The following is a 23,858-nucleotide window of genomic DNA, read 5'->3' as shown; positions in this document are numbered from 1 at the left end:
GCAGTCCGGGTATCGGACGCAGGGAAACACAGGTATTGACTACGCTGTGGGTGTGACCTGTGCCACTCTAGGTTTGGGTCATGAATACTGGAATCAGGGCGGTCATCCGCCGCTTCATTGATACACACATCGTGGCTGATGACCCGTTCCCCGAGCGTTCCTGGCTCGACCGGCAGGACATGCCGGGCGTGGAAGAGCGTGCCAGGGCTGCCGTTGGGGGTTTGCCCGTGGAGCCGCTGTCGCCGCTTCCCGGCCGACACGCAAGGCATGGCGGGTACCCGCAGCGGCTGCGGCGGACGGTGCACCGCCACGGCGCCGCCACTGGTCACGGCGACGGCATCTAGGCCCATCTAGGTGGGAAGCGCTACATCTTGATCAAACCTTGATGTTTGCTTGCGCTTTCCTTGAGTTTCCGTCCGTAGCGTCTCCGCCATGGGATTCCGTGGGGGAGGCCGATACGGTCGGGAATCGCGGCGCGAAGTACGCCGCCGTCAGCTTCGCGCACTGTCATTCGTCGGGCCGGCGGTTCTGGCAGTGGCGACTGCGGTGGTGGTGACGCTGGCCCTCCGGCGCTAGGGGCAGAGGCATGAAGCGCAATAGATGAACAGTGGTTGCACCAATGGGCGTGTCCAATTGGACAGCGCCCTTAAGTGCTAAGTAGGCTGGCGAACGACCCAAAAATGGGGGGTCCATTCCCAGCCCCTTTGTCGCACCCTGAGCATGGTCGCTCTGGTTGTGTCGAAGGAGCTGCCGCTTACGGAGGTCTCAACCGTGGCTGTCACCGATTTCGTTCTCGCGCTGTCCGGCTTGCTCGGCAGCCTGTTGATTCCGTTCGCCGGGCTCTACTGGATGCTCCGGCTCAAGCGCAGGGCCGTTGCCGTTGCCCCGGCGGCAGCCTCTTCCGTTCCGGGTGGGCTGAAATAGCTGTGCCGTACGTCGACATCAACCCGCACCGCAGTCGACCCAAATGGTGGGGCTACGTGGCGCTGGGCATTCTGCTAACGATCACTGCCGCTGTTGTTGTGGCAGCCCTCATTCACAGCTGAGAAACCGTGTCTTTTGGCGCCGCGACGAACGCCCTAGCTAGGTCGCTGATCAATAGGTACTTTGCCAGCGCCTAGAATGGCTATTTGAACGAGACCAATCGACCACTGCAGCGGGACGCCGCTGCGAGCCCGGGGGGAACGACCATGCCCAAGCCAGCGGACAACCGATTAGCCGAGGCCAGCCCCGACGAGCAGCCCGAGCTCCGCCGCCGCTTCCGCCGCCGCAATGACGACGGCTCCGACGCCTGGACAGGAACCTTTCCCGCCGTGACACCTGAGCCCACCGCACCACCCCGTCCTGTCCGCAGTTCCTCATGGGCGGAAGCTGCCGCGGCAGCCGACGCCCTCTCCGACACCCCTCCCGCCCCGACGGCTCCGCCGACGCCGGCCCGCCAGCCTGCGGGAGCGCCGCCGAAGGTACCGGAAAGCCTTCCGGAGCCTGAGGTGCCGGTTGCGGACGCCACCGCATTGCCGACGTCGTTTGTCCGCGAGCAGAAGCCGCGCCCGAAGAAGGGCTTCCGGGGCTTCCTGTACCGGGCGACCGGCGGCGCCTGGAACCTGGGCCCTAGCGCTCTGGAACGCGAGGAAGATGAGGTGGCCCGCCGGATCTCGCGCCAGCTGCAGGGCAGCTATAACACCGCAGTGCTCAGTCTGAAGGGCGGGATCGGCAAGACGTCCACCACCGTTGGGGTCGGCCTCACCCTTGCAGAGTTCCGTGGCGACCCGCCATGCGCCATCGACGCGAACCCCGACTCCGGCGACCTCGTGGAGCGCGCGTTGGGGGAAGGCATCTACCAGAAGGCCACCCCGCGGACGATTACAGATCTACTCCGGAACATCGACTCCGTCGACTCGCTCACTGAGCTCTCCCGCTACATGCACCACTCCGGCCGGCTGCACCTCATCGCCGGGGAGCAGGACCCCGAGGTGTCCGATTCACTCACCGCCGAGGAATACCTGCGCATCCGCAAGCTCATCTCCAGCTACTACTCCGTGGCGCTGACCGACTGCGGCACCGGAGTGACGCACAACGCGATGAGTGGGATTCTGCAATCCGCGGACAACCTGATCATCGCCGCCGGTTACGCAGTGAGCGGCGCCAAGCGCGCACGCAGCACACTGCAGTGGCTCGCCGGTCACGGCTACCAGGATCTGGCCCGCAACGCCATCGTGGTGATCACGGACAAAGACGAGGTCTCCAACCGTGTGGACAAGGACGCCATTGAGGAGCACCTGGCCGGGATGTGCCGCGAGCTCATCGCGGTGCCGCACGACAGGGGAGTGGCCGACGGTGACTTGGTGACCCTGGACCATCTGAAGCCGGAGACCCGGCGGGCGTACAAGGAAATCGCTGCTGCGATCGTGGACGGGTATCGGTAGGGCCGAGTCCATCGTAGCTACCAACGGGCATCTAACTGGACCTTGACCGATCAGCGTCGAAAAGTCGAATCCCGCGGCTCGTTGTCCGGCGGTCGTACGCCCATACCTGGATTTATCCGACCCCTACAACTGGGGCGTGGGATCCGTCCGAACACCGGTCAGCGCGGTGACGCCGAGAACAATCGAAGCCGCTACGGCAAGGCCGCCGAGCTTTTCATCGCGGGTCTAGTTTCTGTCCGGGGCTGGTCATGAACCGTGACATGGATGGTCTGTCACGGATAAGCACGTCGCCGTCTCGCAACTGGTGGTCGGTCTTGGGCATAGGGGGCTCGCTTACTTCCGGTATATCAAGAAGTAACTCGCCTCGGTCGGGCGAGAGCACTGCCGGGCGCCCGCTGGACCGAAGCCTTCTTCTCATGCACTTTCGTGGCCCAGCCAATCGCCATGACAAGCGGCAGCGCCACGAGCGAAATCTGAAGCGTTGTCAGGCCTCCCTGTGCCCCGGTACGGAGCCCCACAAGCGCCGTGTTGACGGCCATGAACACGCCCCACGCCGCCAGCGGCGTTAGCACCATGGAGCGGATGAGGTAGCGGTTGGTTAAGCCGATGAATAGTCCAAAGATCAGCGCGAACGCCACCGCGCCTAGCCAGCCACCAGTAATGAAGCCCTCTCCGAGCAACCCAGCCGGCAGTCCTGACAGCTCCGTGTACTTAAGGCGTTCGCCCAGAATCTGCGGTAGGAACTCGGGCTTGTCAGCCCATATGCTGCGAGGGATGAGGACGGAGAAGGCGTTGAGGACGGACGTTTCGGCGCTGCTCCCGTAGACGCTGGCGTACTCCATGCCCACTCGTGCGTGGTCGAAAAGGGGGATGGACTCACTAGAGATGTAGATCGAGTTGCCCATGTAACGGCTAATTTCAGCCACGAACGGACGTCCGGTCTGGCTACTTGCGCGCCAAGCCAGCCCGAGGACGGAAGTGGCGAGGGCGGCCCCGGCGACCACGAGCAATGCGAATGCCTTGGTCTTCTTTCGGAAGGCGAGGAAGTAGGCGAGTGCCAATGCCCAGATGGCGACAATGACGGTGGCGCGGCCGTTCACGATTGCCATCCACGGCAATGAAATGACGAACACAGCGAGAGCGAGCGCGTGCAGCTTCTGGGAGCCTTGGCGTTTCGCCTGGATGATGCCCATGAGCAACAACGGGAAAAGTATGGGGGTGAGGTTCGCGGCCAACGCGAAGGACTCTCCGACGAAGACGCGCTTAGACAGGGCAGTGATTGCAGCCCCTAAGCCGCCGAAGGATGAGCTGAGCAGGTATGCCTGCACCGTGGCGCCCGCAAGGTACGCGGCCAGCAGCCCGCCAGGACGGTACGTGCCTGGCTGCACCGCGGCTGGCCGCGAAGCTGCGTATTTCTTCCAAGCAAGGGAAACGATAACCATCCCTGTGCACATCGCGAAGAACGCAAGCATCCCGTATCCTGCCATCTCTGTGAACTCGGAGTCCTGAACCGTGAAAGCGTCGAAGATGACGTCTTGTCCGGACTGTTCAAGCAGCACGAGCCGCACGGAGTACCCGACAGCGAACAGGATCGCTGCGAACGAGGGCAGCGTCCAGATGCCGCATCTACGGGCAATGCCGACGGTTACTGTGCACACAACCAAGGCGCAGACGATTTCGAGCATTGATTTGTTCCCCCAAGAGTGCGTGACCGTAGGGCCAGAATATCAGCCACACACTTTGGGAACTCGGGGGGCGTCCCTACGCTGTGGGTCAAGCGGCCATGGCGGGCTTTCCTCGTAGAAGGTGCCGTGTTTGAGCATGGAGTGGATGACGTCGCAGCTGCGCCGGGCCAGGCAGATGACGGCGGCGTTGTGCTTCTTTCCCTGTGCCCGTTTCTTTTGGTAGTAGGCCTTCGAGGCGGGGTGGTGGCAGCAGGCGATCCAGGCGGATCTGAAGAGGGCGTTCTTGAGCTGTTTGTTCCCTGATCGTACGGGGAATTCAGCGCGTATCGAGGTCCCGGAGCGGCGTGTGACAGGGGCGATGCCTGCGTAGGCGGCGAGGTGCCCGGGAGAGGTGAAGGTGCCAGCATCGCCGATGGTCAGGAGTATAGTCGCTGCAGTCTTGATGCCGACTCCCGGCATGGACATCAAGACCTGGGAAAGAGGGAAGTCATCGAGGAGCTTTTCGACTTCTGCGGCCACGATGGCTCGCTGGTGTTTGAGTTCCTTGATCTGGGCGGCGACGCGGGGGATGACCACTTCGACGGCTTCGGTGCCGATCACGGTGACGGTCTGCTCGCCCAGTGCCGTGAAGAACGCGTCGACCAGGTTCACCGGGTCTTTCCGGGTGTGGTTCCGGGCCCAGCGCCACACATTGGATCGCCTTGCGGCCCGCAGGCCGGTCGGTCCGGCGTATTTGATGAACAGCTCCAGGACCAGGGGCCGGGTCAGCACTGTTCCGGGGAAGACGCGCTCCAGGGCGGGGAAAATCTGCAGCAGCAGGGACCGCACTCGGTTGATCGCCCTGGTGCATTCATGGGTCAGGTCCGCGTCGAATCCGGAGAGCACCTTCAGTGCCGCGAGCACCTCGCTGCCCCGGTTGACGGCCGTAACGTGTGAGGCATTGCCCGTGCCGTCTCGGCGATGATGAACGCATCCCGCGCGTCCGTCTTGGACTTTCCCGGGTACAGGTCAGCGCGCATCGCCAGGCCGGGCAGGTAGGCAACGGTGCAGCCGCAGTCCCGGGCCACCGCTATCGGAAGAGCGCCGATGGTGTTGGGCTGGTCCACGATCACCAGCACCCGGCCGTGCCGCTGCAGGCCGGTGAAAAGCTCGCGCAGCCGCACTTCGTCCTGCGGCGACGGCTTGTCGAAGACCCGTTCGCCGGCCGCGTTCAACGCCGCGGCGTGGTGCTCAGACTTGCCGACATCAAGACCGCAGTAGACCTCGTACCCTTCGTCCATCCGGCGCTCCTTTGCACCACTAATGGCCGCAGTCACGACACCCGATGCTGGCACCCACGTTACAAAGAGACCTCGCCCCACGAAAGGAGCCGGCCGTGTCCCTATCAGCAGTCAACGCGTGTCTCCGAACCTGGCGACAACACTCCCCGGATCATCAGTGACAGGGGCAAGAAAGTCATACCAGGTCCAGCGACCAAATCCTCGGCCTTCGGGGACCGAATAAATGTAAGGGGGCAGGATGCCGTCTACGACCGCTCTGTGGTAACGGTCGATTTTCGTAGCGGCGAGGCGGCCCGCGGCCTCGTACTTCTCCCGGACTCTGTCGATGTTCTTCTTGACGGTTCTTTCGGCCACCCCCATGCGGCGGGCCACCTGGTACTGTCCGGGCCGTCGGCGTAGAGCGCCACGAATTCGCGCTCGAACAGGTTCGCTACGATGAACTCCGTGTCCACCTCAATGGCGAAGGCGAGCTCCTGGCTGTCAATGGTTTCCCCGGCGGCGATGCGGCGCAGCTTGACGCGCCAATTCTGCCGCAATTGTGCCACCTGTTTGGCTGAGCAACGCTTTCCGTCGCGGGCGTTCAATCATTTGCCGGCGGCTGTCACAAAGCACCCCGTGTCCCCACTTCCGCTCGCAAATTCCGCCGTCGGCCGTTTACTGTGCTGACCGCGCCGGGGCGGACTGGGTAGCCTCTCAGTAGGCGCAAGGATTCCAACGGGCTATATGGGGGCCGTTGGGCTCCTTGCAGCCGTGTCCGAGTAGTCAGCATACTCATCCGATAGCTGCCACGCCCCGGGCCACCTGGTCAGAAGCTGAACGGGATGCTAATGATGGATCAACGTGAAGGGCTAGTGGCTTTCAGCGTGCGGTTCGTGCAGTTGCCGTAGGCGTCCAGCCGCTGGCCGCCTACGGGGCAGAAATTGCTGTTGGCCGGTCAGGCCCAGTAACCGCCTGGCTTTGTACCTGGCTAGGCTGCACTGGTAGCGAGTTGTGCCTTCACGATCTGTTTCAACCGAGCTGCCACAGCGAGTGGTGTGTCGTTCGGTCAGCTAGCGCAATAGGGGCTTCCGAGAATGCCGTAAGCTCACTCCCTGACACGCGTTTGCGTGAATGAAATCTTGATACTTGAGGACCATATGGCGCTGCTGCAATCTGCCGCTCGGTGGCTAGCATTTGTTGCTATCACGCTTTTCTTTGCGACCAGCGGCGCGCTCCCGTCACAGGCAGCCGAACGTGATATTTCTGTTCCGCCGTCGTTGGTGAGCATTCATCGTTCGTCGCCGGATGTTGTGCGGCACGGGGATCAGGTGCGGATTGACTGGGAGGTCACGGGTAGTCCGGCGACGAATGTGATCTTCAACGTTGTGGATCGTTATGGCGCCTCTGATCAGGTCCGTTGGGATGCTGCCAGCGGCACCAGCGCCTATTCCGGCACTGCCACGCTTGCGGTGGATGAGACGCGGTTGGCGGCCGGGGATTTGGTTCTGAGGACTTTTGGTGCGGGCAACGGTTACGCCAGTTCGAGCTACGGCGTGGACGGTCATGCTGATACATGGCCCTACGGAATCTCTTCGCCGGTGGCTGCTGAGTTCGACTACCAACAAATCACGAGTGCCCTGGAAAGTGAACGTGATATTTCTGTTCCGCCGTCGTTGGTGAGCATTCATCGTTCGTCGCCGGATGTTGTGCGGCACGGGGATCAGGTGCGGATTGACTGGGAGGTCACGGGTAGTCCGGCGACGAATGTGATCTTCAACGTTGTGGATCGTTATGGCGCCTCTGATCAGGTCCGTTGGGATGCTGCCAGCGGCACCAGCGCCTATTCCGGCACTGCCACGCTTGCGGTGGATGAGACGCGGTTGGCGGCCGGGGATTTGGTTCTGAGGACTTTTGGTGCGGGCAACGGTTACGCCAGTTCGAGCTACGGCGTGGACGGTCATGCTGATACATGGCCCTACGGAATCTCTTCGCCGGTGGCTGCTGAGTTCGACTACCAACAAATCACGAGTGCCCTGGAAAGTGAACGTGATATTTCTGTTCCGCCGTCGTTGGTGAGCATTCATCGTTCGTCGCCGGATGTTGTGCGGCACGGGGATCAGGTGCGGATTGACTGGGAGGTCACGGGTAGTCCGGCGACGAATGTGATCTTCAACGTTGTGGATCGTTATGGCGCCTCTGATCAGGTCCGTTGGGATGCTGCCAGCGGCACCAGCGCCTATTCCGGCACTGCCACGCTTGCGGTGGATGAGACGCGGTTGGCGGCCGGGGATTTGGTTCTGAGGACTTTTGGTGCGGGCAACGGTTACGCCAGTTCGAGCTACGGCGTGGACGGTCATGCTGATACATGGCCCTACGGAATCTCTTCGCCGGTGGCTGCTGAGTTCGACTACCAACAAATCACCAGCCACCTATCTCCACTAGTCCCTTTCCAAGTAACGCCGGCTTCGGCGGAATTTGTCGACGAGGATGGCACTGCGGAGGACACGTACACGGTTCCGTCCACGGATGGTGTGGAGTATCTCGTCGGGGACAAGGTCGTCGAGGCCGGGACGTATCCGGGCTCCGGGACGGTCACGGTGACGGTGCGGGCGAAGACGGATTATGTCCTGAAGGTCGGTGCGGTCACTGAGTGGTCCGCGACGTTCAAGGCGACCCCGTTTGAGGTAACGCCGGCTGCGGTGGTGTTCACGGATAAGGACGGCACCGCGGAGGACACGTACACGGTTCCGGTGTCTGAGGGTGTGGAGTACCTGGTCGGGGACAAGGTCGTCGAGGCCGGCGCCCACCCGGGTAGCGGGACGGTGACCGTGACGGCGCGGGCGAAGACGGATTATGTCCTGAAGGCCGGTGCTGTGACGGAGTGGTCCGCGACGTTCAAGGCGACCCCGTTTGAGGTGGTCCCGGCTGCGGTGGTGTTCACGGATAAGGACGGTACCGCCGCGGACACGTACGTGGTCCCTGCGGTTGATGGTGTGGAGTATCTGGTCGGGGGCAAGGTTGTCGAGGCCGGGACCTATCCGGGTTCCGGGACGGTGACCGTGACGGCACGGGCGAAGACGGATTATGTCCTGAAGGCCGGTGCTGTGACGGAGTGGTCCGCGACGTTCAAGGCGACCCCGTTTGAGGTGGTCCCGGCTGCGGTGGTGTTCACGGATAAGGACGGTACCGCCGCGGACACGTACGCGGTCCCTGCGGTTGATGGTGTGGAGTATCTGGTCGGGGGCAAGGTTGTCGAGGCCGGGACCTATCCGGGTTCCGGGACGGTGACCGTGACGGCGCGGGCGAAGACGGATTATGTCCTGAAGGCCGGTGCTGTGACGGAGTGGACCGTCACGTTCAAGGTGACCCCGTTTGAGGTGGTCCCGGCTGCGGTGGTGTTCACGGATAAGGACGGTACCGCCGCGGACACGTACGCGGTCCCTGCGGTTGATGGTGTGGAGTATCTGGTCGGGGGCAAGGTTGTCGAGGCCGGGACCTATCCGGGTTCCGGGACGGTGACCGTGACGGCGCGGGCGAAGACGGATTATGTCCTGAAGGCCGGTGCTGTGACGGAGTGGACCGTCACGTTCAAGGTGACCCCGTTTGAGGTGGTCCCGGCTGCGGTGGTGTTCACGGATAAGGACGGTACCGCCGCGGACACGTACGCGGTCCCTGCGGTTGATGGTGTGGAGTATCTGGTCGGGGGCAAGGTTGTCGAGGCGGGCACGTACCCGGGCGTCGGTACTGTAACGGTGACTGCCCGGGCGAAGGCCGATTATGTCCTGAAGGCCGGTGCTGTGACGGAGTGGACCGTCACGTTCAAGGTGACCCCGTTTGAGGTGGTCCCGGCTGCGGTGGTGTTCACGGATAAGGACGGTACCGCCGCGGACACGTACGCGGTCCCTGCGGTTGATGGTGTGGAGTATCTGGTCGGGGGCAAGGTTGTCGAGGCGGGCACGTACCCGGGCGTCGGCACTGTAACGGTGACTGCCCGGGCGAAGGCCGATTATGTCCTGAAGGCCGGTGCTGTGACGGAGTGGTCTGCGACGTTCAAGGCGACCCCGTTTGAGGTGGTTCCAGCTGGGGTGGTGTTCACGGATAAGGACGGCACCGCGGAGGACACGTACACGGTTCCGGTGTCTGAGGGTGTGGAGTACCTGGTCGGGGACAAGGTCGTCGAGGCCGGCGCCCACCCGGGTAGCGGGACGGTGACCGTGGTTGCGCGGGCGAAGACGGACTACGTGCTGAAGGCCGGTGCGGTCACTGAGTGGACGGCGACGTTCAAGGCAACCCCGTTCGAAGTGACACCGGCTGCCGTTATATTCACGGACAAGGACGGCGCCGCGGAGGACACTTACACCGTTCCCGAGACTGAGGGCGTGGAGTACCTGCTCGGGGACAAGGTCGTCGAGGCGGGGACCCGTCCAGGTACGGGTTCGGTGACGGTGACGGCGCGGGCGAAAGCGGATTACGTCCTGAAGGCGGGTGCGGTCACTGAGTGGACGGCGACGTTCAAGGCGGGCCCGTTCGAAGTGACACCGGCTGCCGTAATATTCACGGACAAGGACGGCACCCCGCAGGACACCTACACGATCCCTGCGAGTGAGGGTGTTGAGTATTTGGTCGGTGGTAAGGCGGTTGCTGCCGGGACCTATGCCGGGGCAGGAACGGTCAGTATCACTGCGAAGGCCAGGGCGGATTACGTGCTCAAGGCCGGGGCGGTTGCATCCTGGTCCGCGACGTTCAAGGCCGTGTTCCGTATGTCCTTGGTGGTTCCTGCTGGTGACCTGAACAGTGACGGGAAGGCTGACCTGCTCGCCCGCGACAGTGGGGGAACTTTGTGGCTGTATCCGGGTAATGGGCGCGGGGGATGGCTCGCACGCACAAAGGTCGGCGGCGGCTGGAACGTCATGAACTCGCTCGTCGGAGCAGGCGACCTGAACGGGGACCGCAGGGCCGATGTGCTGGCCCGCGACTCTGCCGGGACGCTGTGGGTGTACCCGGGCAACGGGCGCGGCGGCTGGCTGGCCCGCATCCGCGTGGGCGCTGGCTGGAACGTCATGAACTCCATCATCGGGCCGGGTGATGTGAACGGTGACGGGAAGTCCGATGTGCTGGCCCGGGACACGGCTGGCACGTTGTGGGCTTACCCGGGGAACGGGCGTGGCGGCTGGCTGGCCAGGATCCGGGTGGGCGGAGGCTGGAACGCGATGACCGCCGTCGTCGGTCCCGGCGACCTGACCGGTGACCGCAAGGCTGACATCCTGGCCCGCGACGCGAGCGGAATCCTGTGGGTCTACCGTGGCAACGGGCGGGGCGGTTTCGCCTCCCGGACCAGCACCGGTGCGGGCTGGAATGCGATGGGCAGCATCGCGGGCCGCGGCGACTTCAACGGCGACGGCAGGACAGATGCCCTGGCCATAGATGCTGCCGGCGTGCTCTGGCTGTACAGGGGCAACGGTGCTGGAAACTGGCTGGGCCGGACCTCCATGGGCGCCGGCTGGAACTGACACCTCCGCCTTGCTGAGCTGAACGGCCGCCGCACGAATCCTCGTGCGGCGGCCGTTGTACTTTCTGCCGGCCCTAGAGGGCACGTCGAGGTTCCCTGCCCTGTTCGAAAAATTGGTTTTAGGCATGCCAAAATGAGAGCGCGTGTGGGGGGCGGCAACTCGCTGAACAGGCGGGCAACCCGCGTGCTACCTGCGTTACGCTCTGCAAAAACGGCTGCTGTCCCACAGCCCGATGGCGATGACACTAAGGACACCATGAGCACCACGGACACTGTGCGTTCGGCACCGGCGGAGTCGCGGCGGCCGGCAACAGGCTTGCGGCCCCGCAGGTCATTCCGTGCCGATATCCAGGCCCTCCGCGCTGTTGCCGTGATGCTGGTGGTGCTCGATCACCTGGGCTGGGTGCCGGGCGGCTACGTCGGCGTCGACATTTTCTTCGTGATCTCCGGATTCCTCATCACCTCCCACCTGCTCAAGGAACTCACCGCGACGGGAAGGATCCGGCTCGGGTCCTTCTATGCCCGCCGTGTCCGCAGGCTCCTCCCCGCGGCTTTCACCGTCCTGGCCGTGGGAACTGCCGCAGCCATGATGTGGCAACCCTACGACCGGTGGGCGGCTTCCGCGGCCGAGATGCTGGCCAGCACCTTCTATGCGGAGAACTGGGCGCTGGCGGCGAAGGCCGTCGACTATTCGGCCTCCTCGGAATCGGCCACCTTCGCCCAGCATTACTGGTCGCTCTCGGTGGAGGAGCAGTTCTACCTGGCGTGGCCGTTGCTGCTCCTGGCGCTGTTCTGGGTCGCCGTGCGGTCCCGGAAGGCAAACGCCCGGGTGATGCTCATCGGGATTGCGGCCGCCCTGGTGGCCAGCCTCGTCTTCTCCGTGGTGATCACCTCGCTGTCGCCCAGCGAGGCCTATTTCGTGACCCCGGCACGCGTCTGGGAATTCGGTGCCGGCGCCCTGGTGGCTCTCGGCCTGGGCTGTCGCACGCTCGGACCGCGGCGGGCCCAGGCAATCGGTATTGCCGGATGGGCCCTGGTCGCCTTCTCCGCCGTGACGTATAACCACGAAACCCCCTTCCCGGGCTGGCTCGCCCTGGTTCCCGTTCTGGGTACTGCCTTCGTGATCCTCGCCGGCAGCTTTGGCCGGCGGCCTGCTTTGGGGAAAGTGCTTGGCTGGACGCCGGTCCAGTACCTCGGCGACGTTTCGTACTCCCTGTACCTGTGGCACTGGCCCATCATTGTGGTGGCACCGTTCGCCCTGGGCCGGACCCTTTCCCCGCTCGACAAGGTGCTCATTCTGGTTCTCGCCATCCTGCTGGCTGCCGTGACGAAGGCACTGGTGGAAGACCGCGGGCAGAAGTCCGTCTTCCTCACCGCGTCCACGCGGAACACCTTTGGTGCCATGGCTGCGGCCATGGCCCTGCTGGCAGCCCTGTGCTTCACGCAGGTCCAGGCGGCAGAATTCAGGGGCGAGCAGGACGAACGTGCCGCCGCGGCCGCTGCGCTCCAGCCGTGCCGCGGCCCGGCCGCCATGGCACCGGGCGCCGACTGCGGGGACAGGTTCGGCCCCATCACGGCGGCGGGAAGTCCGGAAGCAAGGAAGTACTGGAAGACTCCACCGGAATGTGAGCGGTCCACTGAGGAGGCCAGGATCGGGCTGCTCTGTGATTTTTCGAAAGGGACAACTGACGCCGACGTCGTGTGGCTGGTGGGAGACTCCCACGCCCAGCACTGGCAGGCAGCAGTCTTCGCGGCCGCCAAGCAGCGCCGGTGGATCGTCAAAACCGCGATGGCCGGGGGATGCCCTGTAGCGGACGTCCACTTCATTGGCTTCAACGGGCACACCGAAGCCGAGCCTGCCCAGAAGTGCAGGGACTGGGCCCGCCGGGTCACCACAGCCGTTGCCGAGGACCGCCCGCAGCGGGTCTTCACCTCCGCCTTTGCCCGGAAGGTCGCCGTCGACGACGGTTCCGGCACCTCCGGGACCGAGCAGATTGTTGCCGGGCTGCACCGGACGTGGCAGCGATGGACGGATGCGGGCGCGAAGGTGGATGTCCTGGCCGATCCGCCGCTCAGCGAGGGCGTCCGGGCGGCTGACTGCAGCGTCCTCAACGTTGCTGCCCCGGCCAAGTGCGCCGTCGAGCGTGGGAAGGCCCAGCCGCTGGATCCCCTCGTCCTGGCGGCCCAATCCGCCGGCAACAGCAAAGTCACTCTTGTCGATCTGACCGACTACTTCTGTGACGCGGAGAAGTGCTACAACGTGATCGGCGGCGTGGCCGTCTACTACGACCCCATGCATTTGAACCGGGAGTTCAGCGAACTGTTCTGGCCCATGATCGTGGCCAAGATCGGCAAGGACTAGCGGACCCGATTGGAGGCAACATGTGGCCGGCCGGTAAACTGGTCCGTTTATTGCCGTCGCACATCGGAGAGAAAGCATTTCACGCACCCGGCTGGATTCACTGACAGGACTGCGGTTCATCGCCGCCATGCTGGTGGTTTTGTACCACGCGGCAGTGACGCTGGTGCCGGAGGCGTATCCGCTGGTGTCCATGGGGCAGACCGGCGTGACGTTCTTCTTCATGCTGTCCGGGTTTGTGCTCGCCTGGTCCATGAATCCAAGCACGTCCAGGCGCCAGTTCTACTGGCGCAGGTTCGCCAGGATCTGGCCGCTCCACGCGCTTACGACGGCGGCCGCCGTCGTCCTCGTTTTGGTCACCCAGGGTGACCAGTCAGTTCCCCAGCTGCTGTCCTCGCTGCTTCTGGTGCAGGGCTGGCTCGGCGAGCAGCACTGGGTCTACGCCTACAACGGGGTGTCCTGGTCGCTGTCCTGCGAGGCGTTCTTCTATGCGGTGTTCCCGTTCCTGGCGGTGCGGCTGGCACGCCTCGAGCCGGGGAAGCTCTTCCGCGCCGGCGCCACGGTTTTCGCGGCCGCTGTTGCTCTTGTGTCCGTCCTGCTGGCGTTCGCCCCCGGCTTCGACTGGGGTGCCCTGTTCTACACGTTCCCGGCGTTCAGGATTGCGGAGTTCACCGTGGGTGTGTGCCTGGCCATCGCCATGGGGAAGGGCTGGAAGCCCCGGGTCGGCGTGGGCGTCGGAACTGCCGCGGCCCTTGGTTCCTTCCTTCTGCTCGAAGCGGTGGACGGCATCGCGCCGTGGCATACCGCCGGGCCGCTGGCGGGAGCGCTCAGCATTCCGGGCTTCGCCCTCCTGATCGCGGCCTTTGCGGACCGGGACCGCTGCGGGGGCCGCCCCACCTTTGTCAGTGCCCCGGCCCTGGTGAAACTGGGGGAGTGGTCGTTCGCGCTCTACCTGGTCCACGAACTCGTGCTGCGGACAGCACTCGAACTGGGCCCGGAGAACCTCGCCCAGCGGGCCGCGCTCGCCGCCGTCGGAATTGCCTTGTCCATCCCGTTGGCCGGCGCCGCCTACACGTTCGTCGAGCGTCCCATTGAGGCCCGGCTGCGGAGCCGGGGCGCGAGTCGCGGCCCAGCGGCGGATACCCCCGAGCCAGAGAAGAGCCTGGTGGCCAAGTAGCGCCGCCGAGACACCAGACCCAAGTAGGTTTCTAGAAACCTCAGTTTCAGTCGGGGGTATGGGAAGGCCGCGTCACGGCGCGGCTGACTGACCAGCCTGGTGCATCGGGCAAGGCGCCAACGCTTTGTCTAGGGGCGCCCAAGCCAACAGTTGAAGTTCAAATAAGTTGAGCAATCCTTGATTCTTTACACCCTTTGTTCCTGAGACTCGCATCGCATTGTTGTTCCAGCAAGACAACTTCCAAGCCACACCAAAGTCTGAGGGGACACATCATGAAGAACAGCACTCTGATCAAGGGAACCGCAGCTATCGCCGTTGGCGCAGCACTGTTGCTGGGCGGCGGCGGAACCCTGGCCAACTGGAATGCTTCGGCATCCACCACTCCGGGCACGATCGTTGCCGGTGACCTGAACGTCGAAAACGTCGCCGCAGGGACGTGGACGGACCGTAACGGCGTGACCATCGCCAACATCGCCAACTACACAGTGGTGCCTGGCGACAAGCTGACCTTCACACAGGATTTGAAGGTGACGCTTCACGGCAACAAGATGGCAGCGAAGATCGAGACCAGCGGGGTGAACAACCCGAACAACGGCTTCACCGGCACGAACGTCACTGTGTCCCCCGTGAGCCTGAAGGTCGGCACCGCGGCTGTGGTGAACCCTCTCGTCGCCTCGACTAATACCCAAACGGTCACCGCTACCGTAACGTTTGAATTCAGCGCCAACACCGCTGACCGGATTGACGTGGGGGCGACCTACAAGTTCAACACGGTCGGCTTCACCCTCACGCAGGTGAACTCCGCCAACGACGGGCTGTCCTAGTCCGGCGCCGGCGGGTCGCTGAACGGCCACCCGCCCGCTGACGATCGGAACCAGGACCAGGAGGAAACGCATGCGCATCAGGCGCTCACTGCAGGCCGCGGCACTGATCGCCGCAGCAGTGGTCCTGGGCCTCCTGACCGTGCAGGGGAGTTACGCCCTCTGGAACGCGACCACCTCAACGACCCCCGGAACTGTCTCCTCGGCATCGTTCGATGTAAAGATGACCGCAACGCCGAACAGCCAGACCACCACGAACATGACGCTGGCCAACGGTACCTCCGCCAACCTGGCCATCACCCCCACCGGCACATTTCTGCCAGGCGACTCGGCGTACGGGGGAGTGGTGGTCACCAACAACACCAACGCCGGCGGGTCTTTTAATACGGTAATCACCGCAACTAAGGAAACAGTGACCAGTACGGGAGACGGAAGCCTGGCACTCAATGTCACCGTCAACGCCAAACGCGGCACCTCTGCGGCAGACTGCAGCACCACCACCGGCTACACGGTCCTGGGAGTTTCCGGACTTGTATCTCCCACCGTTCCAAAGGGCGGGTCCACGGTCCTCTGTTTCCAGGTCACACTTAATTCGAACCCCCCGGCATCTGTGAAAGGACAAGCTGTGAACATCTCCCTGACGCTCACCGCCCGTCAGTGCGGGGTGCCCGGTGATTGCTGACCTGACCGCGCGTCCGGAACTTTCGGAACCTACGGATAGCAAGGGCAAGGGCGGTGGTCCGTGGTCCGCCGTCGGACGCATTGCCAGCATGTCCGCGATGCTCATTGCCTCGTTTGCAGCGGTGGTGCTGATTGTGATCCCGGTGGCAACCGGATCGCAGACCTACACTATCCTCACCAAGTCCATGGTGCAGAAGTTCCCGCCGGGGACGTTCATGGTGATGAAGCCGGCGCCATTCGACGAGCTGAAATACGGCGATGTCATTACCTTTCAGCTGTACTCCGGCCGTCCGGACGTGGAGACCCACCGCATTGTTGGATTCGGTGCCACCCAGCAGGGTGAAAAGACCCTGATCACCAAGGGCGACAACAACGGCGCCAACGATCCGGAGTCAGTCCGTGCCATCCAAGTCAAGGGCAAGCTCTTCTACGCTGTCCCGTACGTGGGCTACGTGGCCAACGCCCTGGGCAACTCGGACCGGGGCACCTGGACCATCGTGGCCGCCGTCGGTCTGATCGGGTACGGGGCCTTCACGGTCTTTAAATCCCTCCGCCGGTCACGGAACCGTGCGACTCCAGCCGAGGTGGAATAGATGCTTCGCTTCCGGAATCTGCCAGGGGCAGCAGTGGCTGTCTGCGTATTCGTCCTCACCGTCATGCTGGGGCTCGGAGGCACGGCTGCGTCTGCCCTGTGGCAACAAAGCGCGAAAGCCACGATGACCGTGACCGCGGCGGCGACGTGGCCGGCACCCGCCTTCTCGGGGTTTGTCTGTAGCAATGACAGCAACAAAACTACTGCGACCCTGCGCGCCACCGGCACGAGGGCCCCAGCCTCCCTGACTTATTCTGCGCTCCAGACCAACGGAACCTACGGCCCCTCGTATACCGACTCGGTGACCCTGGGCACCGTTAGCAGCGTGGCGTTGACCATGACCTCACCGATGATCGTCGCCAACAGGTCCACTTCGCAGCTCACTATCAGGGTAACTGCCACCTACTCAGACCAGACTGAGACCACCGCCACCGCAGTCGTGCAACTCGAACAAGGCAACAACAGCAACAAAGTCACCTGCATCTCACCTCTGGCCTAACCCAGCGCTGTACAAGGTGGTCGACGGCGTCGCGCCACGGCATACGGCTGGGCCGTTGGCGGGCGCCGCTCTGCATCCCGGGTTTCGCCCTCCTGATTGCGGCCTACGCTGACCGTGACCGCTGCGGGGGCCGCGCCACCTTCGCCAGTTCACCTGCCATGGTGAAACTGGGCGACTGGTCATTCGCGCTCTACCTGGTCCACGAGCTGGTGCTGCGGACAGCCCGGGAACTCGAACCGGAGGGCCTGGCCGAGCGCGCGGCGGGCCTGGCCGAGCGCGCGGCGGCGCCGTGGCGGATACACGCGAGCCCGAGCGGGAGCTGATGGCCAAGTAGCGTCAGCTTGGGGTGGCTGGCCCGGCGACGGCACCTGCCACCACAGTGTTGCCGAAGGATTGACGCAAGTCCTCCGGCCCGGGTGAAATCCGCTGTTACGTTTGAATTCACTTTGCTGTTGGGGGACCCGTGGGGGGAACAAATGAATAACTTGGTTATGCCTCGGCTCGCCTCGGTGCTGATTGCGGCGGGCATTATTTCTGGCGGAATGGCCGCACCGTCCCAGGCGGCGGAGACGCGCAACGCCATCAACACGCAGTCGCGCGATGCCGTGGTGGCTGCATACAAGTCGCGCTACCTGCCCTCCCAAGCGGAGGACATCAACTGGACGGGGTCGGTGGCCGGCTGCAATGCGGGGACCCAGTCGCCGAACTCGCTGGCCAGCGGAACGGCGGCGATCAACTTCTTCCGGGGCCTGGCGGGACTGGACAGCATCGTACTCACCGCTGCGCAGAACGCCAAGGCGCAGGCCGCGGCACTGATGATGCATGCCCAAGGCACGCTGAGCCACTATCCCACCAGCGACTGGAAGTGCTTCACGGCGCAGGGCCAGGCCGGTGCCAACACGTCGAACCTGCACTACAGCTACCCCAGGATCCCCTCCATGGCCACGGTCCTCAGCGGATACATGGACGACGAGGGTTCCGGCAACGCGGACGTGGGGCACCGCCGCTGGCTCCTGAACCCGGCCACCACCACCATGGGCATCGGGACCACCAGCATGTTCAACGCCGTCAACGTCATCGGCGGCGGAACCAGCACGGCGCGGGCCAACCCAGACTTCATCGCCTTCCCGAATGCCGGCTACTTCCCGGCCCAGCTGCTGCCGCCGGGTCGCTGGTCGCTGTCCTCCGCCCGCGGCGTCGATTTTTCCAAAGCCGCTGTCACGGTCAGGAATGCTGCCGGGACGGACCTGTTGGCCACCACGTACCACGCCGCGAACGGCTACGGCCCGAACACCGTGGTCTTCGACGTCCCGCAGGTGCAGGTGCCCAGCGGCGCCAATGAAACGAACTACACGGTCAAGGTCACCGGCATGGTGCGGGACGGAAAGCCCCTCGAGCACACGTACACGGTGAAGCTGGTCGACGCCACCGTAGCCGGCCCGAGCACCCCGGACCCCACTCCGGCTCCGGCGGTCCCCACACCGCCGCCGGCGGCCCCGCCCGCAACCCCCACGATCAAGTCGCAGGACAGCGTGCTCGCCATTGATTCAGCAGGCACCCTGTGGAACTACGGGAACCTGAAGGCAGCCCGGACCAGAATCGGCACCGGCTGGGGCATCTTCAGCGACATTCACGTGACGGACTGGAACCGCGACGGCTACTTCGACATCCTCGGCAAGACCAAAGCCGGGCAACTTCACCTGTATAGGGCCCTCCGCGGCGGCGGCTTCGCCAGGGAGGCGATCGGCGGGGGCGGCTGGCAGAACTACACCATCGACGTCGGCCCTTGGCGGGTTGCCGACAAGTACCCCTCGATCGTGGCCAAGCACGTGGCCACCGGCAGGCTCTACCACTACGCCAACACGTCCGGGAAAGCGCCCAGCGCGGGCGTCCAGATCAGCGCGGGCTGGCAGAAGCTGGACATCAGCCTGCTCGACTGGAACCGGGACGGTGCCACGGACATCGTGGCGCGGAACGCGGCCAGCCAGCTGCTGCTCTACCGCACCAACGGCCGAGGTTCGTTTCTCGCGGAGAACCGCCCGGTCATCGGAGCCAGCTGGCAGGGCTTCACCTCCCTCACGGTGGCGCGCGGGCTAGGAGGGGCCGGGACCCAGGGCCTTTTGGCGCGCACCAAGGCCGGAACGTTGGTGTACTACCAGGCGAACACGTCCGCCTGGGCTGCCCCGCGGACGCTCGGTACCGGCTGGGGAGCGTACCTCATCGGCAGCCACTGACCTGCACCAGTCACTGATCTGCCTCTTGCACTGACTCGCCTTCCACTGACGCGCCGCCATCACGACTGGTGGCGGCGCGGGGCGCGGTCACGTGATGCCCACCAAGCCCGCCCCCCGCTAGACTCGTCCTGAACGCGGCGGGGGCCGCGCCACATAACTGCGTCCCGGCACCAGCGGCCGAGCGGCGCCGCACAGGATGGTCTCGATGTCTCTTACGCGCCGAACACGTTTCTCTGCTGCTGTCATGTCCGCTGGCATCGCCAGCCTGGTGGCGGCCGCCCTCATCGCCCCGGCCGCCTCGGCGTCCGACGACACCACGTTCCCGTCCGTCCCGCGCCGGCCGTCAGTGGCCACCGCGCCCACGGACCAGTTCATCGTGAAGTTCAAGGACCCTGCCCGGTCCGGCTCCGCGCTCCGCGCGCAGTCTTTCAGCCGCGCCGCCGGCAAGCTCGGCGCAACCGCCAAGGACGTCCGCGGCACCGCCGGGGGAGCACGCGTGGTGCGCACCAGCAAGGAACTGGGCGACGGCGACGCCGAGAAGCTGCTTGCCTCGCTGCGCGCCGATCCCGCGGTGGCATACGCCGAGCCGGACGTGAAGCTGCACGCGCTGGCTTCCAACCCTAACGATCCAGCCTTCGTTGACCAGTGGAACCTCTCCCAGAACATTGGCGGCATCAGGGTCACCGGGGCATGGGATGTCACCAAAGGCGCGGGCCAGGTGGTGGCCGTCCTCGACACCGGCATCACCAGCCATACTGACCTGGACGCGAACGTCCTGCCGGGCTACGACATGATCAGCAGCCCCGAAGACGCCCGCGACGGCGATGCCCGGGATGCGGACGCCACCGACATGGGCGACTGGTCAGACAACGGCCAGTGCAGCGAGGGCTCGGCGGAAATGATTTCCTCGTGGCACGGCACGCACGTGGCCGGGATCATCGCGGCGGTAACCGGAAATGCGTCCGGCATCGCCGGCGTCGCCCCCCAGGCAAAGATCCTTCCGCTGCGCGTCCTCGGCCCCTGCGGCGGGCAGGTCTCGGACATCGCCGACGCGATCCTCTGGGCATCCGGAGCCCCCGTCACTGACGCGCCGGCCAACCTTCATCCGGCGCGCGTGATCAACCTGAGCCTTGGCGGCACGGAAGCGTGCCCGCAGACGTTCCAGGACGCCATCGACATTGCCACCGCCAGGGGAGCAGTGGTGGTCGCGGCGGCAGGCAACGAAATGGCGGAGGCCTCCACGTCCACCCCCGCTAACTGCCGGAACGTCATCAGCGTTGCCGCCAGCGGACACGGCGGCGGACTGGCGCCCTACTCGAACTTCGGCGCCGGCGTGGACATCACCGCCCCCGGCGGCGACATGACGCCCACCTCCGCCGAGGATCCCGACAGCGGTCTCCCCAACGGCGTCCTCTCCACCGGAAACGACGGCGACAAGCAGGCAGAAGCGCTGCCCGGTACCAACTACTACTGGGTTGAAGGCACCTCCTTCGCGGCACCGCACGTTGCCGGCGTGGCCGCACTGCTCGCGGCGCAGATGGGCCCGACGGCGACACCGGCCGCCGTCGAAGCCCGCCTGAAGGCCACCGCCAGGCCCATCACCGGAGGCTGCCCGCAGGGATGCGGTGCCGGACTGGTGGACGCCGCCGCCGCACTGCTGCCGAACCGCGTCCGCATCACCCTGCTCGTGGCAACCGGCGACTTGAACGGCGACCGGAAGGCCGACGCCGTGGCCAGGGACAGCAGCGGCACGCTGTGGCTGTACCCCGGCAACGGCCGGAGCGGCTGGCTGCCCCGTGTCCGCATGGGCGGCGGCTGGAACGTGATGACGGCCCTGACGGGAGCAGGCGACATGAACAGCGACGGCAAGGCGGATGTGCTGGCCAGGGATACCGCCGGAACGCTGTGGCTCTACCCGGGCAACGGGCGCGGCGGCTGGCTGACCCGCGTCCGCATGGGCGGTGGCTGGAACGTGATGACGGCCGTCGTCGGATCCGGCGACATGAACAGTGACCGGAAGGCCGACCTGCTGGCGCGGGACAGCAGCGGAACCCTTTGGCTGTACCCGGGGAAGGGGCACGGCGGCTGGCTGACCCGCGTCCGGGTGGGCGGCGGCTGGAACGTGATGACCGCCCTCGTTGGGCCCGGCGACATGAGCGGCGACGGGAAGTCAGACCTGGTGGCCCGTGACAGCAGCGGAAACCTGTGGCTCTACCGGGGCAACGGCCGCAGCGGCTGGCTCCCGCGGATCCAGATGGGCGCTGGCTGGAGCACCATGTCCGCCCTGGCCGGACGCGGCGACTTCAGCGGCGACGGCAGGAACGACCTCCTCGCCATCGACGCCGACGGGGTCCTCTGGCTGTACGGCGCAGACGCCTCCGGTGGCCGCGTCCGGATGGGCGGCGGCTGGGGGTAGGCGCCTTCGCGGGCCTCGTCACGCCTTCACAGGCTCCGCACAGCACCGGGACAGAAGGGCCAAAGCCCCATGGACAGGATTGGGGGAAAGCTCCGGGAAACGGTCGGAGCGGAACCTCGAGGAGCCCACCATGTACACGGAGACCAGCCACAACCCCGTCCCTCACACCGATGCTCCGCAGGGGACTGCATCCGTACCCTCCGTCCCTCCGGCTGATTCGGCCTTTGGCCCTGTGCCCCCGGCCCCGACAGCCCGCCCGCGGAACAGGCGCCGGGTTGGCCCGGCCGTCTTCGTCACCTGCCTGGTGGCGGCGGGACTCCTGGGGGGCGGGGTAACTTCCGGTGTTTCCGCACTGTGGCCCGCCGCGCCGGCGCAGACCACGACCACGGCGATGACCGCGATCAGCCCGGTCATCGTCAACAACACGGAGAGCGTCAACGCCGTCACGTCCGCCGCGCGGAAGGCCTCTCCCAGCGTGGTAACCATCAGCGTCAGCTCCGGCAGTTCAGGGGGCACCGGATCGGGCATCATCCTGGACACCGACGGCCACATCCTGACCAACACGCATGTGGTGACCCTGGACGGGGCGGCAGCGGATGCCGCCGTCGAGGTCCGCACCAGCGACGGTCAGGTCTACAAAGCGACCATCGTGGGCACGGACCCGCTTTCCGACCTGGCCGTCATCAAGATCGATGCCCAGGGGCTGACCCCGGCAACCCTCGGTGACTCTTCTGCTGTTAACGTGGGCGACACCGCCATCGCCATCGGCGCTCCCCTGGGACTTAGCGGCACCGTCACGGACGGCATCGTCTCCGCCGTGAACCGCACCATCGAGACGGAGTCCTCCGCCACCTCCGACGGATCCTCGTCCCAGGGCCAAAGCTCGTTGCAGAACCCGTTCGGTTCCCAGTCAGGCATCTCCGCGTCCGCGCAGGACTCCATCAGCATCAATGTCATCCAGACGGACGCAGCCATCAACCCCGGCAACTCGGGCGGTGCCCTGGTCAACGCGCAGGGCGCGATCATCGGCGTCAACGTGGCCATCGCGTCGGCGGGATCGTCGTCTTCGTCGAGCTCGAGCGGCAACATCGGCGTGGGCTTCTCCATCCCGATCAACCAGGCGAAGCGGGTGGCGGAGGAGATCATCTCCACGGGTAAGGCGACCCACGGCCAGCTGGGACTGTCCGTTCAGGACAAAACGTCAGGGTCGTCGTCGGACTTCACTGCAGGGGCCCAAGTGGCCTCGGTGACCTCCGGATCTGCGGCGGACAAGGCCGGACTGCAGGGCGGCGACGTGGTGACCGGCCTGGCCGGCCGGACCGTGACCGACGCTTCCGAGCTGACGGCCGCCGCGCGCGAGCAGGCCGCCGGAGCCACGGTGAAGATCACCTTCCAGCGCGACGGCCAGGAGCAGACCGCGGACATCACACTAGGCGCGGCCTCCTAGCACCTCTTCCAAGGAACTCCATCTTTCTTCCAAGGACGGTGGCAAAGACTTGAACCGGCCGGCAGCGGACAGAGCCGCCTAAACTGTCCGCTGTTGGCCGCCAAATGGACCCCGGAGTCGTCTAGGATTCGTGTATGCGCCGGACAGTTGTGAACAACATCGTCTCCCTGGACGGTTTCTACGCTGACGAAAGCGGAAACCCGACGGTGCTGAACATGGACCAGACTTTCGACGCCTACAACCTTGAACGGCTGCAGTCGGCCGGAACGGTGCTGCTGGGCCGGACATCCTTTGAAGGATTCGGCGCCTACTGGCCATCCATCGCTGACGCCGACGAGGACCCCAACAACCGCGCGTTGAGTGCGGACAACCGGGAAATCAGCCGCCTCTACAACCGCGTCGCCAAAGTGGTGGTGTCCGACTCCCTGAACGTCCCGGCGGACCACCCCTGGGCGGCCACCACCACCGTTGTCCGGCGGGAAGAGGTGGGCAAGTGGCTGGAACAGGAAAAGGTTAACGGGACCGGAGACATCCTGATCTTCGCCAGTCGCATCATGTGGAACGGCCTGCTGGCCCAGGGGCTCATCGACGAACTGCATCTGACTATTAGTCCGGGGGCCCTCACCAAAGGCCTGCCCCTGTTCCTCCAGCCGGCGAACCTTTCCCTGTTGGACGTTCGGGCGTTCCCGGGATCCGGCAACGCCCTGTTGCGCTACCGCCCGGCGTCGGCCTAAAGCCAGCCGCCGTCGTCGG

Annotated in this window: 17 protein-coding genes and 1 pseudogene; 15 read left to right on the top strand and 3 right to left on the bottom strand. The window is 65.0% G+C overall.

From position 1 onward, the window contains the following. The first annotated feature begins 80 nt into the window (after positions 1-80). The 3 genes from LFT45_RS17250 to LFT45_RS17240 all read left to right on the top strand — a co-directional run bounded on the left by LFT45_RS17250 (position 81) and on the right by LFT45_RS17240 (position 2,426). Complete coding sequence (locus LFT45_RS17250) at positions 81-344, top strand: hypothetical protein (protein ID WP_236804823.1); 264 nt, start codon at positions 81-83, stop codon at positions 342-344. 427 nt (positions 345-771) lie between these two features. Beyond that, positions 772-924 (top strand): hypothetical protein, encoded by a 153-nt coding sequence (locus LFT45_RS17245; RefSeq protein ID WP_236804822.1) that lies wholly within the window; start codon positions 772-774, stop codon positions 922-924. 266 nt (positions 925-1,190) lie between these two features. Continuing rightward, a complete protein-coding gene (locus LFT45_RS17240; RefSeq protein ID WP_236804821.1) occupies positions 1,191-2,426 on the top strand; it encodes a MinD/ParA family ATP-binding protein in 1,236 nt (411 codons plus the stop codon). 347 nt (positions 2,427-2,773) lie between these two features. On the opposite strand, the gene LFT45_RS17235 is transcribed toward LFT45_RS17240, so the two are convergent. From LFT45_RS17235 to LFT45_RS17225, 3 genes and pseudogenes are all read right to left on the bottom strand, one after another. Next, positions 2,774-4,111, bottom strand: a complete 1,338-nt coding sequence (locus tag LFT45_RS17235) for an O-antigen polymerase (RefSeq protein WP_236804820.1) — start codon at positions 4,109-4,111, stop codon at positions 2,774-2,776. A 42-nt stretch (positions 4,112-4,153) separates the two neighbouring features. Next, positions 4,154-5,391 (bottom strand): annotated as a pseudogene (locus LFT45_RS17230) (IS110 family transposase). Positions 5,392-5,636: 245 nt separating this feature from the next. Then, a complete protein-coding gene (locus LFT45_RS17225) occupies positions 5,637-5,927 on the bottom strand; it encodes a hypothetical protein (RefSeq protein ID WP_236804819.1) in 291 nt (96 codons plus the stop codon). Between the two features lie 771 nt (positions 5,928-6,698). Here LFT45_RS17225 and LFT45_RS17220 point away from each other — a divergent pair. From LFT45_RS17220 to LFT45_RS17165, 12 genes are all read left to right on the top strand, one after another. Further along, on the top strand, positions 6,699-10,880 hold the full coding sequence (locus LFT45_RS17220; protein WP_236804818.1) for an FG-GAP-like repeat-containing protein: 4,182 nt from the start codon (positions 6,699-6,701) through the stop codon (positions 10,878-10,880). Positions 10,881-11,135: 255 nt separating this feature from the next. Further along, complete coding sequence (locus LFT45_RS17215; RefSeq protein ID WP_236804817.1) at positions 11,136-13,241, top strand: acyltransferase family protein; 2,106 nt, start codon at positions 11,136-11,138, stop codon at positions 13,239-13,241. Between the two features lie 127 nt (positions 13,242-13,368). Continuing rightward, positions 13,369-14,415 carry an acyltransferase family protein gene (locus LFT45_RS17210; RefSeq protein WP_236804816.1) on the top strand — a complete coding sequence of 349 codons (1,047 nt, stop codon included), beginning with the start codon at positions 13,369-13,371 and terminating at the stop codon, positions 14,413-14,415. A gap of 272 nt (positions 14,416-14,687) precedes the next feature. Next, positions 14,688-15,239: an alternate-type signal peptide domain-containing protein gene (locus LFT45_RS17205; RefSeq protein ID WP_236804815.1), complete on the top strand. Its 552-nt coding sequence runs from the start codon at positions 14,688-14,690 to the stop codon at positions 15,237-15,239. 70 nt (positions 15,240-15,309) lie between these two features. Next, on the top strand, positions 15,310-15,918 hold the full coding sequence (locus LFT45_RS17200; RefSeq protein ID WP_236804814.1) for a hypothetical protein: 609 nt from the start codon (positions 15,310-15,312) through the stop codon (positions 15,916-15,918). Further along, on the top strand, positions 15,908-16,510 hold the full coding sequence (locus LFT45_RS17195) for a signal peptidase I (RefSeq protein ID WP_236804813.1): 603 nt from the start codon (positions 15,908-15,910) through the stop codon (positions 16,508-16,510). The genes LFT45_RS17200 and LFT45_RS17195 overlap by 11 nt, the downstream gene beginning before the upstream one ends. 33 nt (positions 16,511-16,543) lie before the next feature. Further along, a complete protein-coding gene (locus tag LFT45_RS17190) occupies positions 16,544-17,008 on the top strand; it encodes a hypothetical protein (protein WP_236804812.1) in 465 nt (154 codons plus the stop codon). A 161-nt stretch (positions 17,009-17,169) separates the two neighbouring features. Beyond that, positions 17,170-17,331, top strand: coding sequence for a hypothetical protein (locus tag LFT45_RS17185; RefSeq protein WP_236804811.1), 162 nt, complete (start codon positions 17,170-17,172; stop codon positions 17,329-17,331). Positions 17,332-17,484: 153 nt separating this feature from the next. Continuing rightward, on the top strand, positions 17,485-19,242 hold the full coding sequence (locus LFT45_RS17180; protein ID WP_236804810.1) for a CAP domain-containing protein: 1,758 nt from the start codon (positions 17,485-17,487) through the stop codon (positions 19,240-19,242). A 244-nt stretch (positions 19,243-19,486) separates the two neighbouring features. After that, positions 19,487-21,658, top strand: coding sequence for a S8 family serine peptidase (locus tag LFT45_RS17175; RefSeq protein WP_236804809.1), 2,172 nt, complete (start codon positions 19,487-19,489; stop codon positions 21,656-21,658). A 130-nt stretch (positions 21,659-21,788) separates the two neighbouring features. Further along, positions 21,789-23,105: a S1C family serine protease gene (locus tag LFT45_RS17170; RefSeq protein ID WP_236804808.1), complete on the top strand. Its 1,317-nt coding sequence runs from the start codon at positions 21,789-21,791 to the stop codon at positions 23,103-23,105. Positions 23,106-23,239: 134 nt separating this feature from the next. Next, the gene (locus LFT45_RS17165; protein ID WP_236804807.1) at positions 23,240-23,839 is read left to right on the top strand and encodes a dihydrofolate reductase family protein; all 600 of its coding nucleotides are present in this window, start codon (positions 23,240-23,242) and stop codon (positions 23,837-23,839) included. The last annotated feature ends 19 nt before the right edge of the window (positions 23,840-23,858 follow it).

Source organism: Arthrobacter sp. FW305-BF8 (assembly GCF_021789315.1).
Taxonomy (GTDB): Bacteria; Actinomycetota; Actinomycetes; order Actinomycetales; family Micrococcaceae; genus Arthrobacter.
The sequence above is the reverse complement of the archived record's forward strand: the minus strand, read 5'-3'. Positions and strand labels throughout refer to the sequence as shown.

Excerpts from the sequence above, each read along its gene's own strand:
- LFT45_RS17235 (WP_236804820.1), bottom strand. The coding sequence starts at position 4,111 with ATGCTCGAAATCGTCTGCGCCTTGGTTGTGTGCACAGTAACCGTCGGC.
- LFT45_RS17210 (WP_236804816.1), top strand. The coding sequence starts at position 13,369 with ATGCTGGTGGTTTTGTACCACGCGGCAGTGACGCTGGTGCCGGAGGCG.
- LFT45_RS17205 (WP_236804815.1), top strand. The coding sequence starts at position 14,688 with ATGAAGAACAGCACTCTGATCAAGGGAACCGCAGCTATCGCCGTTGGC.
- LFT45_RS17170 (WP_236804808.1), top strand. The coding sequence starts at position 21,789 with ATGTACACGGAGACCAGCCACAACCCCGTCCCTCACACCGATGCTCCG.
- LFT45_RS17250 (WP_236804823.1), top strand. The coding sequence starts at position 81 with ATGAATACTGGAATCAGGGCGGTCATCCGCCGCTTCATTGATACACAC.
- LFT45_RS17200 (WP_236804814.1), top strand. The coding sequence starts at position 15,310 with ATGCGCATCAGGCGCTCACTGCAGGCCGCGGCACTGATCGCCGCAGCA.
- LFT45_RS17240 (WP_236804821.1), top strand. The coding sequence starts at position 1,191 with ATGCCCAAGCCAGCGGACAACCGATTAGCCGAGGCCAGCCCCGACGAG.
- LFT45_RS17215 (WP_236804817.1), top strand. The coding sequence starts at position 11,136 with ATGAGCACCACGGACACTGTGCGTTCGGCACCGGCGGAGTCGCGGCGG.
- LFT45_RS17175 (WP_236804809.1), top strand. The coding sequence starts at position 19,487 with ATGTCCGCTGGCATCGCCAGCCTGGTGGCGGCCGCCCTCATCGCCCCG.
- LFT45_RS17165 (WP_236804807.1), top strand. The coding sequence starts at position 23,240 with ATGCGCCGGACAGTTGTGAACAACATCGTCTCCCTGGACGGTTTCTAC.
- LFT45_RS17180 (WP_236804810.1), top strand. The coding sequence starts at position 17,485 with ATGAATAACTTGGTTATGCCTCGGCTCGCCTCGGTGCTGATTGCGGCG.